The organism is Nonomuraea sp. NPDC051191, assembly GCF_044455665.1.
Classification (GTDB): Bacteria; Actinomycetota; Actinomycetes; order Streptosporangiales; family Streptosporangiaceae; genus Nonomuraea.
Genome location: NZ_JBITEZ010000002.1, coordinates 672,916 through 689,771, shown reverse-complemented (window position 1 = coordinate 689,771; position 16,856 = coordinate 672,916). Strand labels below are relative to the sequence as shown.

The window sequence follows — 16,856 nt, the reverse complement described above, 5'->3', positions numbered from 1 at the left end:
TCTCCGTACGGGGACCTGATTCCCCCCGGAAAGGAGACAGCGACATGGCGACCGGTGAGTTCCAGGTGATGAAGGTCCCGGCCGAGCAGTTGAACGGCGTCCTGCACGGCCAGGTTGTCGACCCGGGCGCCCAGCCCACGAACGTCGTGAGATGCGGCGAGGGCTGGACCGTGGACGTGAGCTGGGAGGTCGGCGGCGAGTTGGTCGACTGGCTGGCGGGACGGTGGCACTTGGAGATCATCGCCGACCTGCTGGGAGGTGGTGAGACCCGCCACCCCACGCCTCCTGTGGAGATGACGTTCACCCCTGGATCGGGACGGTACACCGCGTCCGTCCCGATGCGCGGCCAGCTCGGCCCCGGCACCTATGACCTGGTGGTCAACCTCACGACGACGACGGCCGCCGGCTCCGCGGGGGCGCTCGGTGGCTTCGTCGTGATCAGCAAGATATCGGTGAAGGAATGACGGCCGCCGCCCCGGGCGCCTCCCGGGGCGGCCCGGCGCCCTGCAAGCACACCGCAAGTCGCCCGCCCTACGCTCCGGGCTGGCGGTCGAACGGGGCAATGCGCGACCGCCGCCCTGTATCTCACGTCACCGGGTGCGCTCTGACCCGGTGAGGATCGACGGTCCCAGGGGGGACCACTGACGGGAGACCCCATGTCCGAAGTGGAACAAGCGCTTGCGCCAGGCGCTCCGATGACGGCTGACGACGTGCTCCGCATCGCCGCCTGCAAGGACAGGAACCCTGCTCTGGAGGCCATGGTCATCGCCCATGGCTACCACCGCGTCGCCGGGGACCTCGCCCAGCACCTGGGCCAGGACGCGACCAACTGGTACTGCTACGCCAAATGGACGTCCAAGGCGATCGCCGAGAGCCTCGACCTGACCCCCGGCTCACCCTTCCTGACCGGTTTCGGCGACCGGCTGCACGTTCCCGCGCGCCTGCGCCGCCTGTTCCGCGCCACGTTGCTGACCCTGCTGGGCCCCAGCTACCAGCTCGGGCTGGCGCTGGCCAACCGGGCGATCTTCCTGGAGACCGCGAGCCTGGCGGCCAACCTGTGGAACGGCACGCCCGACTGCTACGTCAAGGTGAGCCCGGAGTCGGAGAACACGCCGATGCCGCCGGAGTTCCTGTCCGGGCTGCTGGAGGAGGCCGACGAGCGCTACCTGCGGGACGCGGCCCTGCTGCTGACCGAGGCGCACGCGTCCACCGACCCGGACGAGCGGGCCGAGCTGATGTTCGGGGCGAGCGTGGCGTTGTCGGCGTACGAGCAGAAGCGCGCGCAGAAGGCTCTGGAGCTGGTGCTGTACCGGCCGGTGCGGTGGCTGACGCGGGTGTCGTGGCGGTCGTTGCGCTCGCTGGTGACCCGGCGGCCCTTCCCCCGCTTCCCGCTGTTCAGCGCCCGGCACGAGGACCAGCCGTGGCTGACGCGGGTGCTGGAGGCCAAGTGGTCCTCGCTGTACACCCGCCACCTGTTCGCCGTGCGCACGCCGCTCAGCGACATCAAGGTCGGTCGGCCGCTCACCCCGCCCCCGGGCGTGGACATGGCGCTCGCCTGGCGGCCGATCCGCAACGAGAAGGTGCGCAAGCTCACCGAGGAGTTCATCCCCGACGACGTCGAGCAGGCCACGGCCGGGGTGGCCGACTGGGTGTCCTACCCCGACCGCATGCGCTTCATCGTCGGCTACTTCCGCACCTACCAGCGGGTGGGCGCGCTGTACGACCCGCCGTTCGGCCCGGAGCTGACCGCGGCCCTGGAGGCGGAGACGGCCCGCGGCACGCTGCCGGAGCCGGTGCCCGACGACGCCGGGACGCTCGCGGCCGGCCGGCTGCTCCCCGGGATGCGGCGCAAGGTCTACGCCTTCCCCGAGGAGACCGATCCCGACGCCTACGAGATGGCGCGCTTCGACTTCGAGCCCTTCCTGGAGGCGATCCCTCTTGACCGGTCAGGAAAGTAGGAGTCAGTCCAGGAAGTCCCTGGTGATCTCGCGGTCCTGCAGGAGGCCGCGCAGCTTGGCGAAGCAGCGGGCCCGGGTGGGGCCGATGCTGCCGACCGGGCGGCCCAGCCTGCGGGCGACGTCCACGTAGTGCGGCTCGGAGGTTTCCGTGAGTGCTCGAAACAGCACGCGCTGGGCCGTGGGCAGCTCCTCGACCAGCTCCTCCAGCGTGCCGGCCAGCCAGATCCTGGCCAGTTCCCTGTCGACGTCGTCCGTGCTGCCGAGGGTGTCGAGATCGGGCGTGCAGATCTCCCGGGTGCGCCTGGTCAGCTTCAGGCACTCGCGGAAGGCGATCGTGGCCAGCCAGCCGGGCATGCGCTGGGGGTCCTCGACGCGCTTGAGGTTCTGCCAGGCCAGCAGCCAGGTGGTCTGGAGCACGTCCTGGGCGTCCTCGTGGCCGAGCCTGAAGCGCCGGATCCTGGACCGCAGCATCGGCGTGAACTCCTCGACCAGCCGCTCCCACGCCTGGGCGTCGCCCTCCTGGGCGTCCGACACGAGGCTGGCGGTGTCGCGGCGCTCCAACGTATCCAACTGCATCATCGTCTCCCCGCCGGCCGGGGTCCTTGGGGGTCAACCTTGTTCGGCCGGCCCCCCAACGGTGCTCCCGGCGGTCTTCGCGCACTGTCGCGGACGACACAGTGCGGGTGTGGCGCTCGTCACATTCGGGAGATCGCTTACCACTTACTGCCCGATCGGCGTTCGCGTCCTAAAGTTCTTCCATGAGCGCCAGCAGCGGGGCGGTTCCGCACGACGTCCAGGCGGTGGCCGCCGTGCTGGCGGAGGTTCCGCTGTTCCGCGTGCTCGGAGAGGCCGGGATCACCGGCACCGTGCGCGCCGGGGTGGCGCGCCGATACCGCAACGGGCAGATCATCCTGCATCAGGGCGACCCGGGCGAGTCCCTGTACGTGCTGCTGGACGGCCTGGTGAAGGTCGTCTTCACCACCGAGCACGGCGACGAGATCGTGCTCAACATGCTGGGCCGCGCGGAGACGTTCGGCGAGATGGCGCTGCTGGACGACTCGCCGCGCTCGGCGTCGATCATCGCCGTGCGGCCCTGCTGGATCTTCGCGCTGCCCAGGGCGCGGCTGCTGGAGCTGATGCGGGAGCATCCCGGGCTCGCCGACGAGTTCCTGCGCATGCTCGGGCAGATGGTGCGCCGGCTCACCGGGCAGGCCGCCGACCTGGCCTTCCTCGACCTGGGCGGGCGCCTGGCCAAGCTGCTGCTGCAACTGTCGGTCAGGCGCGGCCAGGCCCAGGGCCCGGTCGTGGACATGCCGGGGCTGACCCAGTCCGACCTCGCCGCGCTCATCGGCGCGTCGCGGCCGGCGGTCAACCGGGCCCTGCAGTCGCTCGCCGCCCGCGGCCTCATCGCCGTCAAGGGGCGGACCATCACGCTGCTGGACGTCGAGGCACTGCGCAAACGCGGGGGCCTCTGACCAGATCTGGAGTACGGGGAACATGAACGAGCACGAGAAGGCCGCCGCCGAGCGCTGGCCCGCGGAACGTTTCCGGCAATTACGACAGCAGGCCGACCCGGACATCGACAAGATCGTGGCCGGTTACCTGGAGACCAGACCCGACGGTGACAACGCCCTGTCCATGCTGCGCGCGGTCGTGGTGGAGCTGGGCCTCGCCAAGCGGGAGGCGCGGGCGCCCTCGGGCGAGACCGGCCCCTCGGCCATCTTCGACGCCATCGACTTCAACAAGGACCTGCCCGAGTGGGGTGAGGACGCCGAGCTGCTGGCCCGCGGCCAGGCCGTCTTCTCCGACTACGGGCTGTACCAGGCGGTCGCGCTGTTCTGCAAGTGCCTGCCCATGGCCTACGTCGAGGTCTCCAGCGCCAAGGTGCTGGCCGGGGTGTCCGACCTGGCCACCCACAGCCTCACCCGTCGGGTCGCCGAGACCGGCCAGATGCTGGTGGACGTCATGGGCCTCAAGGCCACCGACAGCCTGACCCCGGGCCGTCCCGGGCACACGACGGCGATCGGGCTGCGCATCCTGCACTCCTTCGTGCGCGCCCTGGCCGCCGAGCACTTCGGCGACGACTGGGACACCGCCAGGTTCGGCCCGCCGGTCAACCAGGAACTGCTGCTGGCCACCATCTTCGACTTCTCGGTCGTCACGTGGGAGGCTCTGGAGAGCATGGGGGTGCGCCTCAGCGACGACGACAGGGCCGCCCATCTGTACACGTGGAGCGTCTTCGGCCACCTCATGGGCGTCGAGGCGTGCCGCGACCGTCCGCTCACCCTGCACGACGTGCCGCCGGTCAGCGAACGGCTCGGCCGCCTGTACGAGTCGAGCGAAGAGGGCCGCAGGCTGATGGCCGTGCTGCTGGCGGAGATGGAGGAGTTCATGCACCTGGGCTGGCGCAAACTGCCGCGCAGCCTGGTGCACTGGGTCTTCCGCGACGCCCGCTACAACGCCGCCCAGGTCCCGGCGCTGCTCGACGTGCCGCCGCCGGCGTGGTGGTTCAACGCGCTGTTCGCGGCGGCCAGGGCCGGCAACCGGTACGGCCGCCTGATGGGCCCGGTCGACGCGGTGGTGCGCTGGCTGGTGCGCCGGGCGGGCAAGCACATCGTCATCGCCATGATCGACCGCCACTCGGGCGGCCACGCCGCCTTCCAGATCCCGCAGGAGCTGGCCTCCCAGTGGCGGGTCAGGCAGTCGAAGGCGGCGCGCCGGACGCGCAAGCTGCGCCACAGCGTCCGCAAGGGCGTGCGCAGAAGCGTCGGCCAGGCCGCCAGGGCTCCGGTGCGGAGGGAGGGACAACCCGCGTGAGCACCCCGCACGAGCCGGGCACCCTGACCACGGCGACCATCCTGTTCACCGACGTGGTCAGCTCCACCGCCATGCGGATCAGGCTCGGCGAGGAACGCGCCAACGTCGTCTTCCGCCGCCTCTACCAGCTCCTGCACTCGGTGGTCACGGCCAGCGGCTCGACGTTCACCAAGAGCCTGGGCGACGGGCTGATGGCGGTGTTCGGCTCGGCCACGGCGGGGCTCGACGCGATCATCGCCGTCGAGCAGGCCGTCGCGGCCGAGAACGAGCGGGCGCTGGAGAAGATCTCGATCAGGGCCGCGCTGGCCTCGGGCGACGTGTGCTGGGGGGACGACGACGTCAGCGGGCTGCCCACGGTGGAGGCGGCCCGCCTGGTCGCGGTGGCCGAGGGCGGCCAGGTGCTCTGCACCGACCTGGTGCGCCGGCTGGCCCAGGGCCGCAGCCGCCACGAGTTCAAGGACCTCGGCCGGCTGCCGGGCAAGGGCCTGCGCGAGCCGATGCACACCTACGAGCTCCACTGGCAGAACGCCGACAACCAGCACGCCGGCGGCCTGGCGCCCTGGCTGGACAGCGGGCACGTGCTGCCGTTCGTGGGCCGGGACGAGGAGCTGCGGGCGCTGGAGGAGGAGCTGCGGGCGGCCGAGTTCGGCAGCGGGCTGGTGATCCTCCAGGGCGATCCGGGGGTCGGCAAGACGCGGCTGGCCTCGGTCGTGGCGCAGCGGGCGCTCAAGCGGCAGTTCACGGTGCTGGCGGGGCGGTGCACCGATCCGGCGCGGCAGGCGTACGAGCCGATCGCGGGGGCGGTGGAGCGGCTGGCCCGCACGTCGCCGGCGTTGCTGCTGCGGGCCGGGGTCGACCAGCAGTGCGGGCAGCTCGTCCGGCTCGCGCCCTCGCTGGCGGCTCCCCCGCTGTCGCTGGCCGTGCCGCCCGCCACCGAGCCGGTCTCCGAGCGCTACCACCTGATGGCCGCGGCCCGTACGCTCATCGAGCGCCTGGCCACCGTGCGGCCGGTGCTGCTGGTGATCGACGACCTCCAGTGGGCGACGCTGGAGTCGTTGCAGATGCTGCACTCCCTGATGTGGGACGCCGACTCGCTGCCGCTGCTGATCCTGGCCACCTCGCGCCCGGTGCCGGTCGAGTCGGCGATGCCCGAGCTGCACAAGCTGACCGCCGACGGCCGCGTCGTCCAGGTCTCCTCCTTCGGCATGGACGAGGTCAGCCGGGCCCTGTCGGAGGTGCGCAGCGACGGCGACCCCGAGCAGCTCTACCGGATCACCGGCGGGAACGCGTTCCTGGTCACCGAGGTGGCCAGGGAGCTGTCGGCGGGCGCCGACCTCGACGCGCTGACCGTCCCCGACTCGGTCACCCGCATGGTCCGGGCGCGTCTGGCCCAGCTCCACCCCGACGCCCGCGACCTGGTCAGCCTGCTGGCCGTGGCCGAACGCATGGAGTCGGCCGCGCTGCGCCTGGGCCTCGGCCTGGACGAGGCGCGTTTCGTGGCCGCCGTCGAGGAGGCCATGGGCGCCGGCCTGGTGACCATGGCCGACGGCGGCCAGTGCCAGTTCTCCCACGAGCTGACCCGCACCGCCCTGTACGCCACGCTGTCGGCCCCGCGCGCCGGGCTGCTGCACGGCCGGGTCGCCGACGCCCTGTGCCGGGCCGACCCGCAGGCCATGGAGTCGCGCCCGTACGTCGTGGCCACCCATCTGCTGGCCGCCGCCGAGCACGGCCGCGACCCCCGCCGTACGGCCGAGGCCGCCGAGGCGGGCGTGCAGGCGGCCCGCCACGCGCTGGCCGGGCTGGCCCACCGCGAGGCGGTCACCTGGTACCAGCGGGTGCTCGGCCTGCTGGAGGACTTCCCCGGCGCCTCCCCCGAGCGGCGCGCCGAGCTGCTGATGGACTGCGGCCGGGCGATGTGGCTGGCCGGGCACCCGGAGGCCAGGCAGACCCTGCACCAGGCCGCCGAGCTGGCCAGGGAGTGCGGGCGCGACGACCTGATCGTGGTGGCCGCGCTCGGCGGCGACCGCGGCTTCTCCAGCATCTCCGCCGCCCCCGACCAGCGCCGCATCGCGCTGCTGACCGAGGCGCGCAAGCTGGTGGACTCCACCGACCTGAGCACGCGGGCGCTGCTGGCCGCCCAGCTCGCCTCCGAGCTCATCTGGGCGCCCGACGGCGAGCGGCGCTTCGCGCTGAGCGACGAGGCGGTCGCGCTGGCCCGCAAGTCGGGCGACCCGCGCACGCTGGCCAGCGTGCTCGGCATGCGCAGCCTGACGATCATCCCCGCCGACCCGCTGCACCAGCGCCACCGCGACGGCGACGAGATGCTGGAGGCGGCCCGCCGGACGGGCGACGACCTGGCGCTGTTCCACGCCTACGTGCAGCGCACCCCGCCCGTGCTGGACAGCGGCGACACCGTGCGCGCCGCGACGTTGCTCGACCAGGCCGACGAGCTGGCCCGCCGGCTGGCCCAGCCGCAGCTCAACTGGCTGATCGGCTACTCCAGGGCGGGCCTGACGCTCATGCAGGGCGACCTGGCCCAGGCCGAATCCGAGGCGCTGTCGGCCATGCGGCTCGGCACCGAGATCGGCCGCCGCCTGGAGGCCGTGGCCATCTACTCCGAGCAGATCTCCGAGATCCGCCGCCTCCAGGGGCGGCTGTGGGAGCTGGGCGACCGGCTGCGCCGCGCCGCCCAGGCGCCCCGGGTGGACCCGGTGCACGCCGTGCTGCGCTACCTGTGCGAGATGGGCGACGAGGAGGCCGGGCCGTTGCTCGACCGCATCCTGGCCGACCGCGGCGGCGTGCCGCCGCGCAACATGGCCCACCGGCCCGCCCTGGACAACCTGGCCGTGGCCGCCGCGCACCTGCGCCGTCCGGAGCTGGCCGAGCGGTTGTACGCCTCGCTGGCCGCCGACGGCGAGACGTTCGGCCACGGCACGGTCGCCCACCACTGCGGCCACCACTACCTGGCCCACCTGTGCGTGACGATGGGCGACCCGCGGCGGGCGAGCGAGCACTTCGAGGCCGCCGCCGAGGTGCACGAACGCAGCGGGGTGCCGCTCATGCTGGCCGAGTCGCTGCTCGACTGGGCCGACCTGCTCGACACCTCCGACGCGGGCGGCCCCGCCCCGGCCGCGCTGCGCGAGTGGTGCGCCTCGCTGCTGCCCGGCCGCGGCGCGCTCCTGCTCGACCGCCGGCTGCCCGCGCACCCCGTTTAACCTGCGACGACATCGGGCAGCCCGGCACGGGGGAAGCGCGATGAAGGGGTACGGGGTTCACGGATGGCCGGGAGATTTCCGCCGATCGGGGCGTACGCATTCCTGTCGGACTGCCACACGGCGGCGCTCGTCGCGCCCGGCGGGGCGGTGGAGTGGATGTGCGCGCCGCGCTTCGACGGCCCGAGCGTGTTCGCGCGGGTCCTCGACCGGGGGCTCGGCGGGGCGTGGGAGTTCGACGTGGCGGGCGCCCGGGTCGACGGGTGCGCCTACGTCGAGGAGACGCTGGTGCTGCGCACCCGCTGGGTCGGCCGCGAGTGCGAGGTCGTCGTGCACGACTTCTTCGCCACCGCGCGGCCCGAGGCGGGCGGCGACGGCGTGGTGCCCGTCCGGCTGCTGGTGCGGTGGGCCAGGTGCGAGCGCGGGCGGGCGGTCGTGCGCTCGCGGGTGCTGGCCAGGCCCGACTACGCCACCCGCGAGGGCCGCTGGACGCCGCGCGACGGCGTGCTGGCCGAGGAGTCCGGCATGCTGCTGACCGGCACGCCGGAGCCGGTGGCCGAGACCACGCTCGGCGAGGGCGAGTCGTGGGCGGTCGCGCTCGACTACGCGGGGCAGGGCCACGCGCCCGTCCGGGATCCGGAGCGGCTGCTGGAGGCCACGGTGCGGTCGTGGCGTTCGTGGTCGTCGCGCTCGGCGTACGGCGGGGCGGGGGCGCGGCAGGTACGGCACAGCGCGGTCGTGCTGCGCGGGCTGCTGTTCGACGAGAGCGGCGGGCTGCTCGCGGCGCCCACGACGTCGCTGCCGGAGTGGCTGGGCGGGCCGCGCAACTGGGACTACCGGTACGTGTGGCACCGCGACGCCGCGCTGATGGTGCTCGCGCTGCTGCGGCTCGGCCATCGCGAGGAGGCGGGCCGCTACCTGACGTTCCTGCTCGGGCAGTGCGCGATCCACGAGGGGGACCTGCCGCCGGTGTTCGGCGTCGACGGCGGGCCGGTCGCCGGCGAGACGGTCCTCGGCCACCTGGAGGGGTACGCGGGCTCGCGTCCGGTGCGGATCGGCAACGACGCCGCCGGGCAGCACCAGCTCGACGGCTACGGCCACATCCTCGACGCGGCCCTGGCCTACCACGGCGTGACCGGCGAGCTGAGCGGCGGCCCGGTGCTGTGGCGGCTGGTGGAGCGGGCCCGCGGACGCTGGCGCGAGCCGGACGCCGGCATCTGGGAGGTGCGCGGCGGCGAACGCCACTGGACCTACTCCAAGCTGTACGCCTGGGTCTGCTTCGACCGCGCGGTCCGGCTGGCGGAGGCGTCCGGCGAGCGCGGCCTGCCGCTGGCGGAGTGGCGGGCCGAGCGCGAGGCCGTCCGGGCCGAGCTGCTCGAACGCGGCTTCAACACCCGCGTCGGCGCCTTCACCCAGTCCTACGGCTCCGACCAGGCCGACGGCTCGCTGCTGCGGCTGCCGCTGCTCGGCTTCCTGGACGGCGACGACCCCCGCGTGCTCGGCACCCTCGACCACATCCAGTCGCGCCTGGGCGAGGGCGGGGCCCTGGTGCACCGCTATGACCCCGAGACCACCCGCGACGGGGTGGACGGGCCGGAGGGCGCGTTCCTGATGTGCTCGTTCGAGATGGTGTCGGCGCTGGTGCTGGCCGGGCGCACGGCCGAGGCCCGCGACCGGTTCGAGACGTTGTGCGCGCGGGCCGAGCCGCTCGGCCTGTTCGCCGAGGAGATGACCGGCGACGGGCACATGGCGGGGAACTATCCGCAGGCGTTCACGCATCTGGCGCTGATCGAGGCGGCGCTCAACCTCGACGCCTCCGGCACCGTCGAGGCCCTGCACGACTGGGCCGAACACGGAGGCTGATGATGGCCGCCTCGCGGCGGAGGCGGCCGGGAGCGTGCTCGGCGAGCTGGCGGGCTCGGGGCACGTCGTCGTCCAGGCCGACCTGGCCGATCCCGAGGGCGTGCGGCGCATGGCCGACGAGGCGGCCGGGGCGCTGGGCGGGATCGACGTCCTGGTCAACAACGCGGGCCTCTACCATCTCCACCCGATCACCACCACGTCGTACGAGGAGTGGCAGGCCGCCTGGCGCCAGGCGTTCGAGGTGAACCTGCTGGGCGCGGCCAACCTCGCCTGGTGCGCCCTGCGGCACATGCGCGCCGGCGGCCGCATCGTGAACGTCACCTCGCGCGGCGCCTTCCGCGGCGAGCCCGACGCCCCCGGCTACGGCGCCAGCAAGGCGGGCCTGAACGCGATGAGCCAGTCACTGGCGGTGGCGCTGGCCCCGCACGGCATCGCGGTCGCCGCCGTGGCCCCCGGCTTCGTGGCGACGGACATGACCACCGAACACCTCAAGCCGCCCGCGGGGGACGGGATCCGCGCCCAGAGCCCGTTCGGCGGGGTCGGCGAGCCGGACGAGATCGCCGCCGCGGTGCTCTACCTGGCCTCCCCGGCCGCCGAATGGGCCAGCGGCACCGTCCTCGACCTCAACGGCGCCTCCTACCTCCGCCAGGGGCCGTGCCCCTGATCGACGAATTGCCGGAAAACGCCTCTTGTTTCGGTGTCGGTGGGTAGCTTGCCGCACGAAGGTTCCCGGGACGAGAGAGGAAGACCGGACTCGATGAAAACGCGCAAGCACATCGCACGGCTCATCGTCGGCGCGGGCACGATGGCGGCCGTGCTGGCCGTGAGCGGCGGGGTGGCCCACGCCGCCGGACCGTACCCGTACGCGGGCGCCGACGACGTCGGCCGCCGTCTGACGGTGTGCGCGGACGACCTGATGGTCCGCGACTTCGTCGGCAACCTCCGCCGCGGCCAGAGCTTCACCGTCAAGGGCTTCGACGGCGCGTACAAGGAATGGGTGTACGGCTTCGCCTACGGCAACGTCAACGCCGACGGCTGGGTCGAGAACGGCTGGTTCTGCGACGCCTGACGCCGCACCGTCCGGCGGGGCCCGTGACCAGGTTCGCCCTGGTCACGGGCCTTTCTCGTGCTCGGCGTGGTAGCGCGACACTACTTCCGGCGTCGTAGTCGCGGCCGCCAATTGATCCCGCTGGGGTAGCGGCAGATGAGTCCGCAGGTGGGACGCCAGGAGGCTCCGGCCGGACGACGATTACCAGTCATGAGAACCCGAGTCAGGTACCTCCACGGCGCCGCGTTGGTGGCGACCGGGCTGCTGGCGGGCGCGTTCGGATACGGTGCGGCCAACGTGGTGCCCACGTTCGGAGCCGTGCCGCTGGACGTGCGGCTGACCTTCCACACCACGATGATGAAGGTCAACGAGCCGGTCATGCAGAGCGCGATGGCGCTGGCCATCCTGACCACCTTCGGCCTGGCGGTCGCCGCGCGCGACCTGCCGCGCAGGCTGGCCTCGGGCGCCGGTGCGCTGGCGCTGGCCTCGTTGCTGATCACGGTGTTCGGCAACATCCCGCTGCACGCGCGGTTCCGGGAGTGGGCCGCCGGTCAGGCGCCGGTCGGCCACGCCGAGATCTTCCAGCGCTGGGAGCTGTTCCACACGCTGCGCACCCTGACCGCGCTGGCCGCCTTCGTGCTGATCGTCGTCGCCGCGGTCGCCGCACGCCCCTCGACCCGTGCCGCGGTCGCCGCGCACCCCTCGACCTCTTAGGAGAACCGTCATGTTCCTGCGTATCGCGCTCGTCGCGCAGACCGTCGCCCTGCTGCTCCAGGCCGTCACCGCCGGGCTGCTGCTGAGCTCGCCGGACGGCCGGGCGGCCCACAGCGCCACGGCCCTGGCCGTCGCGGCCACCGTGCTGCTGTACCTGGTCGCCGCGGTGATGACCCGGCAGCGGGCCGCCATCCTGCCCGCCGTGGGCATGCTGGTGATGACGCTGGCCCAGATGGCGCTGGGCATGGCGCACGTCAAGAGCGTGCACGTGCCGCTCGGCGTGCTCATGTTCGGCGGGAGCCTGGTGCAGACCACGCGGATCTGGGCCGCCGGCCGCCTCCGGACGGCGTCGGCGGCATGACCGGCGTGACCGGCATGACGAGACGTCAGGCGCTGCGGCTGCTCGGCGTGGGCGCGGCGCTGGGCGTCTCGGGGTGCTCGCTGCTGACCCGCACCCCGCTGCCGCAGCTCCTGACGAGCACCGCGCCGCTGCCCGCGCCGTACGCCGTGCCGCTGCCGCTGCCCGCGGTGGCGAAGCCGTCCAGGACCGACGCGGGCGCCGACTACTACGAGCTCGTCCAGCGTCCGGCCGAGGTGGAGATCCTGCCGGGGCTGCGCACCCCGATCTGGGGGTACGACGGGCAGTTCCCCGGGCCCACCATCCGCGCGCGCTCGGGCCGCAGGACCGTCGTGCGCGTCGCCAACAGCCTGCCCGCGCCGACGGTCACCCACCTGCACGGCGGGCACACCCCGCCGGAGTCCGACGGCTTCCCCACCGACCTGGTCCAGCCGGGCGCCCGGCGCGACTACGTCTTCCCGCTGGAGCAGCGCGCGGCCACGCTCTGGTACCACGACCACCGCATGGACCACACCGGGCCGCAGGTCTGGCGCGGCCTGGCCGGCTTCTTCCTCGTGGACGACGACGATCAGGACAAGCTGCCGCTCCCGTCGGGCGAACGGGACGTGCCGCTGCTGATCTGCGACCGGTCCTTCCAGGCCGACGGGACGATGCCCTACCCGGCCAGGCCCGACGGCCCCGGCTCCCGCGAGCCGTTCATGGGCGGCGTGCTGGGCGACGTCATCCTGGTCAACGGCGCGCCCTGGCCGCGGCTCGGCGTGGACCGGGCCCGCTACCGCCTGCGGCTGCTCAACGCCTCCAACGCCCGCACGTACGAGCTGGCCCTGTCGCCCGGCGGCACCCTGACCCGGATCGGCAGCGACGGCGGCCTGCTGGCGGCGCCGCGTCCCGCCCGGCAGGTACGGCTGGCGCCCGGCGAACGCGCCGACGTGATCGTGGACTTCGCCGCCTACCGGGTCGGCGACCACGTCGAGCTGCGCAACCTCCTGGGCGAGGGCCCGCAGGCCCAGGTGATGCGCTTCACCGTCGAGCGCGACGCCCGCGACGACTCGGCGATCCCCGCGACGCTGTCCACCGTCGAGCGTCTCGACCCGGCGGCGGCCACGGCGACCCGCGACTTCGAGTTCAGCAGCGGCGACCTGGGCGGCCACACCGGCTGGCTGATCAACGGCAAGCCCTTCGACGTCCGCCGCGTCGATGCCCGGCCCAAGCTCGGCCAGGTCGAGGTCTGGCGGCTGACCAGCGACGTCGCCCATCCCGTCCACCTGCATCTGGCGCCCTTCCAGGTGCTCTCGGTCGGCGGCGAACGGCCGGAGGGCCCACCGGAGTGGAAGGACACCGTCGAACTGCGGGAGGCGCAGACCGTCGAGATCATCACCCGTTTCACCGGCTACCGCGGCCGGTACGTCATGCACTGCCACAATCTCGAACACGAGGACATGGCCATGATGAGCACCTTCGAGGTGGTCTGATGCCCGACTTCCACGCTTTTCTGACGCGGCTGCCGCACGAGCTGGCCTTCAGCGAGGAGGACCCGGCCGCGATCGTGGACCGCTACTACACCCCAGACCTCGAATACCGCAACGACGGCGTCGTCCTGGACCGCCGGCGGCTGATCGACCACGCCGGTCCGGCCCGCAGGAACGCGCGCGAGCTGGACGTCCAGGTCCACGAGACCCTGCTCGACGGCGACCGGGCCGCCGCCCGCTTCACCATGACCGTCCTGACCAGGAAGGACAGGACGCTGCGGATCGAGGCCCACGTGTTCGCCCGGCTCGCCCCCGACGGGCGGGTCCGCCGCGTCGACTCGATCACCCGGACGGTCTCCTGACGCCGCGCCCGGTCGTTCTAACGGGGGTTGCTGGCGCGCCAGGCGACGTAGTCGGCGACCGCTTTGACCAGGTCGAAGGCCGGTTCGAAGCCGGTGTCGCGGGTGAGCCGGGCGATGTCGAGGAACGGATTGTCGCCGGGGCCGCCGGATCTTCCCGGCAGGAGGTCGAGCGGCGGGCCGGGGACGATCGCCCGTACGGCTTCGGCGAGGTCGCGGTTGGTGAAGGGCCTGCCGCTGGAGACGTTGTAGGTGGTGTGCGGCAGCGCCCGCGCGGTCGTCAGCAGGGCGATCGCGCGCCCGGCGTCGGGCGCGTAACAGCTGTCGCCGCCGTCGCCGGCGTGCGGCGGCGGCGGTGACTCGCCGCGGAGCACGGCGCTGATGTACGGCGGGATGTGGTTGAACGGCGACTCCGGGTCCATCAGCGGCCCCCAGATGCTGCCGATCCTGAGCACGACCGGCTGCACCCCGCTCCCCCGCAGGCCCTGCGTGGTCAGGGGCTCGACCGCCTTCTTGAAGGCGACGATCGGGTGCGGCAGGTCCGCGGCGGGCAGCGCGAGCTCCTCGTGCCACCGGCTTTCCGGGCGTCCGGCGTAGACGCCGAGGCTGCCCGCGACGGCGAACCGGCGCACCCTCCGGACGCGGGCCACCTCCAGCGCGTTGAGCAGGCCGGTCGTGTCGGTGCGGAAGAAGTCCAGCGGGTCCTCGCCGGGGATGCCGCCGGCCAGGTGGACGATGTCGCCGACGTCGTGGCGGGCGGCCAGGGCCAGGAAGGCGTCGCGGTCGGTGACGTCGAGCGGTTCCACGGTGACCCGGCCGGCGAGGAAGGAGGGGACCTCGGTCCGGCGGTGCGTGGTGACGACGACCCGGTGTCCGAGGTCGGCGAGCGCGCGGGCGGTGTGCGCGCCGATCATGCCCAGCCCTCCGGTGACGAGGATCATCGGGTCACCTCGTAGCGCAGGTGGGTCACGCCCGGCGCGGGGACGACCTCGGCCAGGCGCAGGCGTACGTGCCCGGGAAGCTCCTGGAAGAACGGCCGGCCGCCGCCGAGCAGGACGGGCACCTGGTGCAGGACCACCTCGTCGACGAGGCCCGCCTTCAGCGCCTCGGTGACCATCCCCCCTCCCATGAGGCCGACGTCCTTGCCGCCGGCGGCCTCGCGGGCGGCGGCGATCGCGTCCTGGATGCCGGTGCTGACCAGGGTCTGGCGGTCGGTGATCTCCGGCGCCGGGCGGTGGCTGAGGACGACCAGCCGCACGCCCGGATGGGGGCCGCCGCCGCCGAAGTGGTCGGAGTCGTCGTAGGTGTGGCGACCGGCGACGACCGCGCCGACGCGGGCGGCCAGGGTGTCGAAGAACCGGGCGCTGGGCCCGCTCAGTTTGAACCCGTCGAAGACCTGGCTGGGGGTGTCGCCGTCGAAGTACCAGTCGAACAGCGTGCTCCCGTCGCCGAGGCCGCGCCCGGCGCCGGGGTCGCGCCCGGTGATGTAGCCGTCGACCGACACGGCGTGGGCGCTGATGACCTTGCTCATCTCTGTGATCCTTTCCGGGGTTTCCTGAGGAGACTTCACGACCGTACCATTCGGAGTTCCCTCAGGGAACTGTGAACGTGCCGGGAAGCCGTCGTCGCCGGAAAGTCTCGTCGCGCCGCCGCGCGACCGGCAGATGCAGAAGTGGACGATCGGCGATGACGAACGTCATCGCCGATCGCCCCCCTGGCCGTCGGCTGGAGAACGGCCCGCGCCCCCTAGACCGTCGTCGCGATCCAGCCGACGGTCTCGACGGCGTGGTAGCCGTCGCTCTTGACAGTGCCGGTCACCAGGACCTCGTTGAAGCGAATCTTGAAGCCCTGGTGGGTGACGTCGGCGATCCTGAGGCCCGGCGTGTACGGGCCGTTGAACGTCTGGACGGCGGGGATGACGACGACCTGGGCCCCCTGCGGGAAGGGGGTGGGGAAGGTGACCCGGGTGAAGGTGGAGGTGTTGCCGCCGGTCTCCTCAACCGGGTGCTGGGAGTCGAGCTGGAGGATGCCCGTCTGGATCATGCTCATGCGAGGTCTCCCTGGTTGCGGAACGGATTCTCACCGAGAGTATTCGGAGCGTCACGTTGAGCGCCACGGAGGATTCCGTTTCCCACGGGCACCGGAAGCAGACCTCAACAACACTGGACAGATCGTGTCGGCAACGGCGGCCTTGGTGAGCGGGGTGGGCGTGACTGCCGTCACGATGACGGCCCCTGCGGTCGACGGTCACTCCCCCGCCAGTACGTCCGCCCCGAATTTCGTGAAATAGGCGGCGGTCTCGGCGTCGGCCGGGTAGTACGACTCGATCGAGATCTCGTCCAGGGTGATGTCCATCGGGGTGCCGAACGTGGTGGTGGTCGAGAAGAGCCGCAGTTCGACGTCGCCGAACCGGAAGATCATCGCAACGGTGACCTCGGACCCGATCGACCGGCCCGGCTCCTCGAAGCCCCGCGCGGGCTGTTCCTCGGGACCCGGCGCGAGCAGTTCCTCGTAGATCGCGTGGAGTTCGGCGTCGGGCGCGACGACGAGCTGGCGCGAGATCCGGGCCCGGAGCACCGCGCGCACCTCGGGCAGGTTGACGATCCGGGGAGCGAGCCCGCGGCCCTCCAGGCCGAGCCGCAGGATGTTGATCGGCGGACGCAGCAGGTCGGGCGCGACGTCCACGAGGAACGCGTCGATGGCGCGGTTGGCCATCACGATGTTCCACCGGCGGTCGAGGACCACCGCCGGGTACGGCTCGTGGGCGCGCAGCACCCGAGCGATCGCGTCCCCGGCCGTCGCCAGCGCGTCCCCGGTGAGCGGACGTTCGGCGTACCGGGGGGCGAAACCGGCGGCCAGCAGCAGCCGGTTGCGTTCGCGCAGCGGAATGTCGAGCTGGTCGGCGAGCCGCAGGATCATGTCGGCGCTCGGGTTGGACTTGCCGGTCTCCACCAGGCTCACGTGACGGGCCGAGACGTCGGCGGCGATCGCGAGATCGAGCTGGCTGAGCCTCCGGCGGTGCCGCCAGTGCCGCAACATTTCCCCGACAGTGCGCATG

17 protein-coding genes are annotated in these 16,856 nt (G+C 72.8%); 12 read left to right on the top strand and 5 right to left on the bottom strand.

The genetic code is table 11. From position 1 onward, the window contains the following. The first annotated feature begins 44 nt into the window (after positions 1-44). Together ACIA8R_RS07870 and ACIA8R_RS07865 are read left to right on the top strand one after the other, a co-directional pair. On the top strand, positions 45-464 hold the full coding sequence (locus ACIA8R_RS07870) for a hypothetical protein (RefSeq protein WP_357703215.1): 420 nt from the start codon (positions 45-47) through the stop codon (positions 462-464). Positions 465-695: 231 nt separating this feature from the next. Continuing rightward, positions 696-1,958: a hypothetical protein gene (locus tag ACIA8R_RS07865; protein ID WP_364097471.1), complete on the top strand. Its 1,263-nt coding sequence runs from the start codon at positions 696-698 to the stop codon at positions 1,956-1,958. Positions 1,959-1,961: 3 nt separating this feature from the next. Here ACIA8R_RS07865 and ACIA8R_RS07860 read toward each other — a convergent pair whose 3' ends face one another. Next, on the bottom strand, positions 1,962-2,537 hold the full coding sequence (locus tag ACIA8R_RS07860) for an RNA polymerase sigma factor (RefSeq protein ID WP_397037213.1): 576 nt from the start codon (positions 2,535-2,537) through the stop codon (positions 1,962-1,964). A 179-nt stretch (positions 2,538-2,716) separates the two neighbouring features. Here ACIA8R_RS07860 and ACIA8R_RS07855 point away from each other — a divergent pair, with 179 nt between their 5' ends. The 10 genes from ACIA8R_RS07855 (at position 2,717) to ACIA8R_RS07810 (ending at position 13,801) form a co-directional block, all read left to right on the top strand. Continuing rightward, positions 2,717-3,433 carry a Crp/Fnr family transcriptional regulator gene (locus ACIA8R_RS07855; protein ID WP_357703210.1) on the top strand — a complete coding sequence of 239 codons (717 nt, stop codon included), beginning with the start codon at positions 2,717-2,719 and terminating at the stop codon, positions 3,431-3,433. Positions 3,434-3,455: 22 nt separating this feature from the next. Next, positions 3,456-4,775: an oxygenase MpaB family protein gene (locus ACIA8R_RS07850; protein ID WP_397037211.1), complete on the top strand. Its 1,320-nt coding sequence runs from the start codon at positions 3,456-3,458 to the stop codon at positions 4,773-4,775. Beyond that, positions 4,772-7,990, top strand: a complete 3,219-nt coding sequence (locus ACIA8R_RS07845) for an AAA family ATPase (RefSeq protein ID WP_357703206.1) — start codon at positions 4,772-4,774, stop codon at positions 7,988-7,990. Before ACIA8R_RS07850 ends, ACIA8R_RS07845 begins: the two co-directional genes overlap by 4 nt. A 63-nt stretch (positions 7,991-8,053) precedes the next feature. Continuing rightward, a complete protein-coding gene (locus ACIA8R_RS07840) occupies positions 8,054-9,850 on the top strand; it encodes a glycoside hydrolase family 15 protein (RefSeq protein ID WP_357703204.1) in 1,797 nt (598 codons plus the stop codon). A 34-nt stretch (positions 9,851-9,884) separates the two neighbouring features. Next, positions 9,885-10,514 carry an SDR family NAD(P)-dependent oxidoreductase gene (locus tag ACIA8R_RS07835; RefSeq protein ID WP_397037208.1) on the top strand — a complete coding sequence of 210 codons (630 nt, stop codon included), beginning with the start codon at positions 9,885-9,887 and terminating at the stop codon, positions 10,512-10,514. 93 nt (positions 10,515-10,607) lie between these two features. Further along, entirely contained in the window at positions 10,608-10,919 is a 312-nt protein-coding gene (locus ACIA8R_RS07830) for a hypothetical protein (RefSeq protein ID WP_397037206.1), read from the top strand. 189 nt (positions 10,920-11,108) lie between these two features. Further along, the gene (locus tag ACIA8R_RS07825) at positions 11,109-11,612 is read left to right on the top strand and encodes an anthrone oxygenase family protein (protein WP_397037204.1); all 504 of its coding nucleotides are present in this window, start codon (positions 11,109-11,111) and stop codon (positions 11,610-11,612) included. Between the two features lie 10 nt (positions 11,613-11,622). Then, positions 11,623-11,973 carry a hypothetical protein gene (locus ACIA8R_RS07820; RefSeq protein WP_364097490.1) on the top strand — a complete coding sequence of 117 codons (351 nt, stop codon included), beginning with the start codon at positions 11,623-11,625 and terminating at the stop codon, positions 11,971-11,973. Then, entirely contained in the window at positions 11,970-13,442 is a 1,473-nt protein-coding gene (locus tag ACIA8R_RS07815; RefSeq protein ID WP_397037202.1) for a multicopper oxidase family protein, read from the top strand. Before ACIA8R_RS07820 ends, ACIA8R_RS07815 begins: the two co-directional genes overlap by 4 nt. After that, complete coding sequence (locus tag ACIA8R_RS07810) at positions 13,442-13,801, top strand: nuclear transport factor 2 family protein (RefSeq protein WP_364097496.1); 360 nt, start codon at positions 13,442-13,444, stop codon at positions 13,799-13,801. Before ACIA8R_RS07815 ends, ACIA8R_RS07810 begins: the two co-directional genes overlap by 1 nt. A gap of 17 nt (positions 13,802-13,818) precedes the next feature. Here the strand turns inward: ACIA8R_RS07810 and ACIA8R_RS07805 are convergent, their stop codons facing one another. The 4 genes from ACIA8R_RS07805 to ACIA8R_RS07790 all read right to left on the bottom strand — a co-directional run bounded on the left by ACIA8R_RS07805 (position 13,819) and on the right by ACIA8R_RS07790 (position 16,855). Continuing rightward, the gene (locus tag ACIA8R_RS07805; RefSeq protein ID WP_397037200.1) at positions 13,819-14,739 is read right to left on the bottom strand and encodes an NAD-dependent epimerase/dehydratase family protein; all 921 of its coding nucleotides are present in this window, start codon (positions 14,737-14,739) and stop codon (positions 13,819-13,821) included. Next, the gene (locus tag ACIA8R_RS07800; protein WP_357703188.1) at positions 14,736-15,329 is read right to left on the bottom strand and encodes a dihydrofolate reductase family protein; all 594 of its coding nucleotides are present in this window, start codon (positions 15,327-15,329) and stop codon (positions 14,736-14,738) included. The genes ACIA8R_RS07805 and ACIA8R_RS07800 overlap by 4 nt, the downstream gene beginning before the upstream one ends. A 215-nt stretch (positions 15,330-15,544) precedes the next feature. Continuing rightward, a complete protein-coding gene (locus ACIA8R_RS07795; RefSeq protein WP_364096573.1) occupies positions 15,545-15,847 on the bottom strand; it encodes a hypothetical protein in 303 nt (100 codons plus the stop codon). A 198-nt stretch (positions 15,848-16,045) separates the two neighbouring features. Then, positions 16,046-16,855, bottom strand: a complete 810-nt coding sequence (locus tag ACIA8R_RS07790) for a helix-turn-helix domain-containing protein (protein ID WP_397037198.1) — start codon at positions 16,853-16,855, stop codon at positions 16,046-16,048. Position 16,856: the final 1 nt, after the last annotated feature.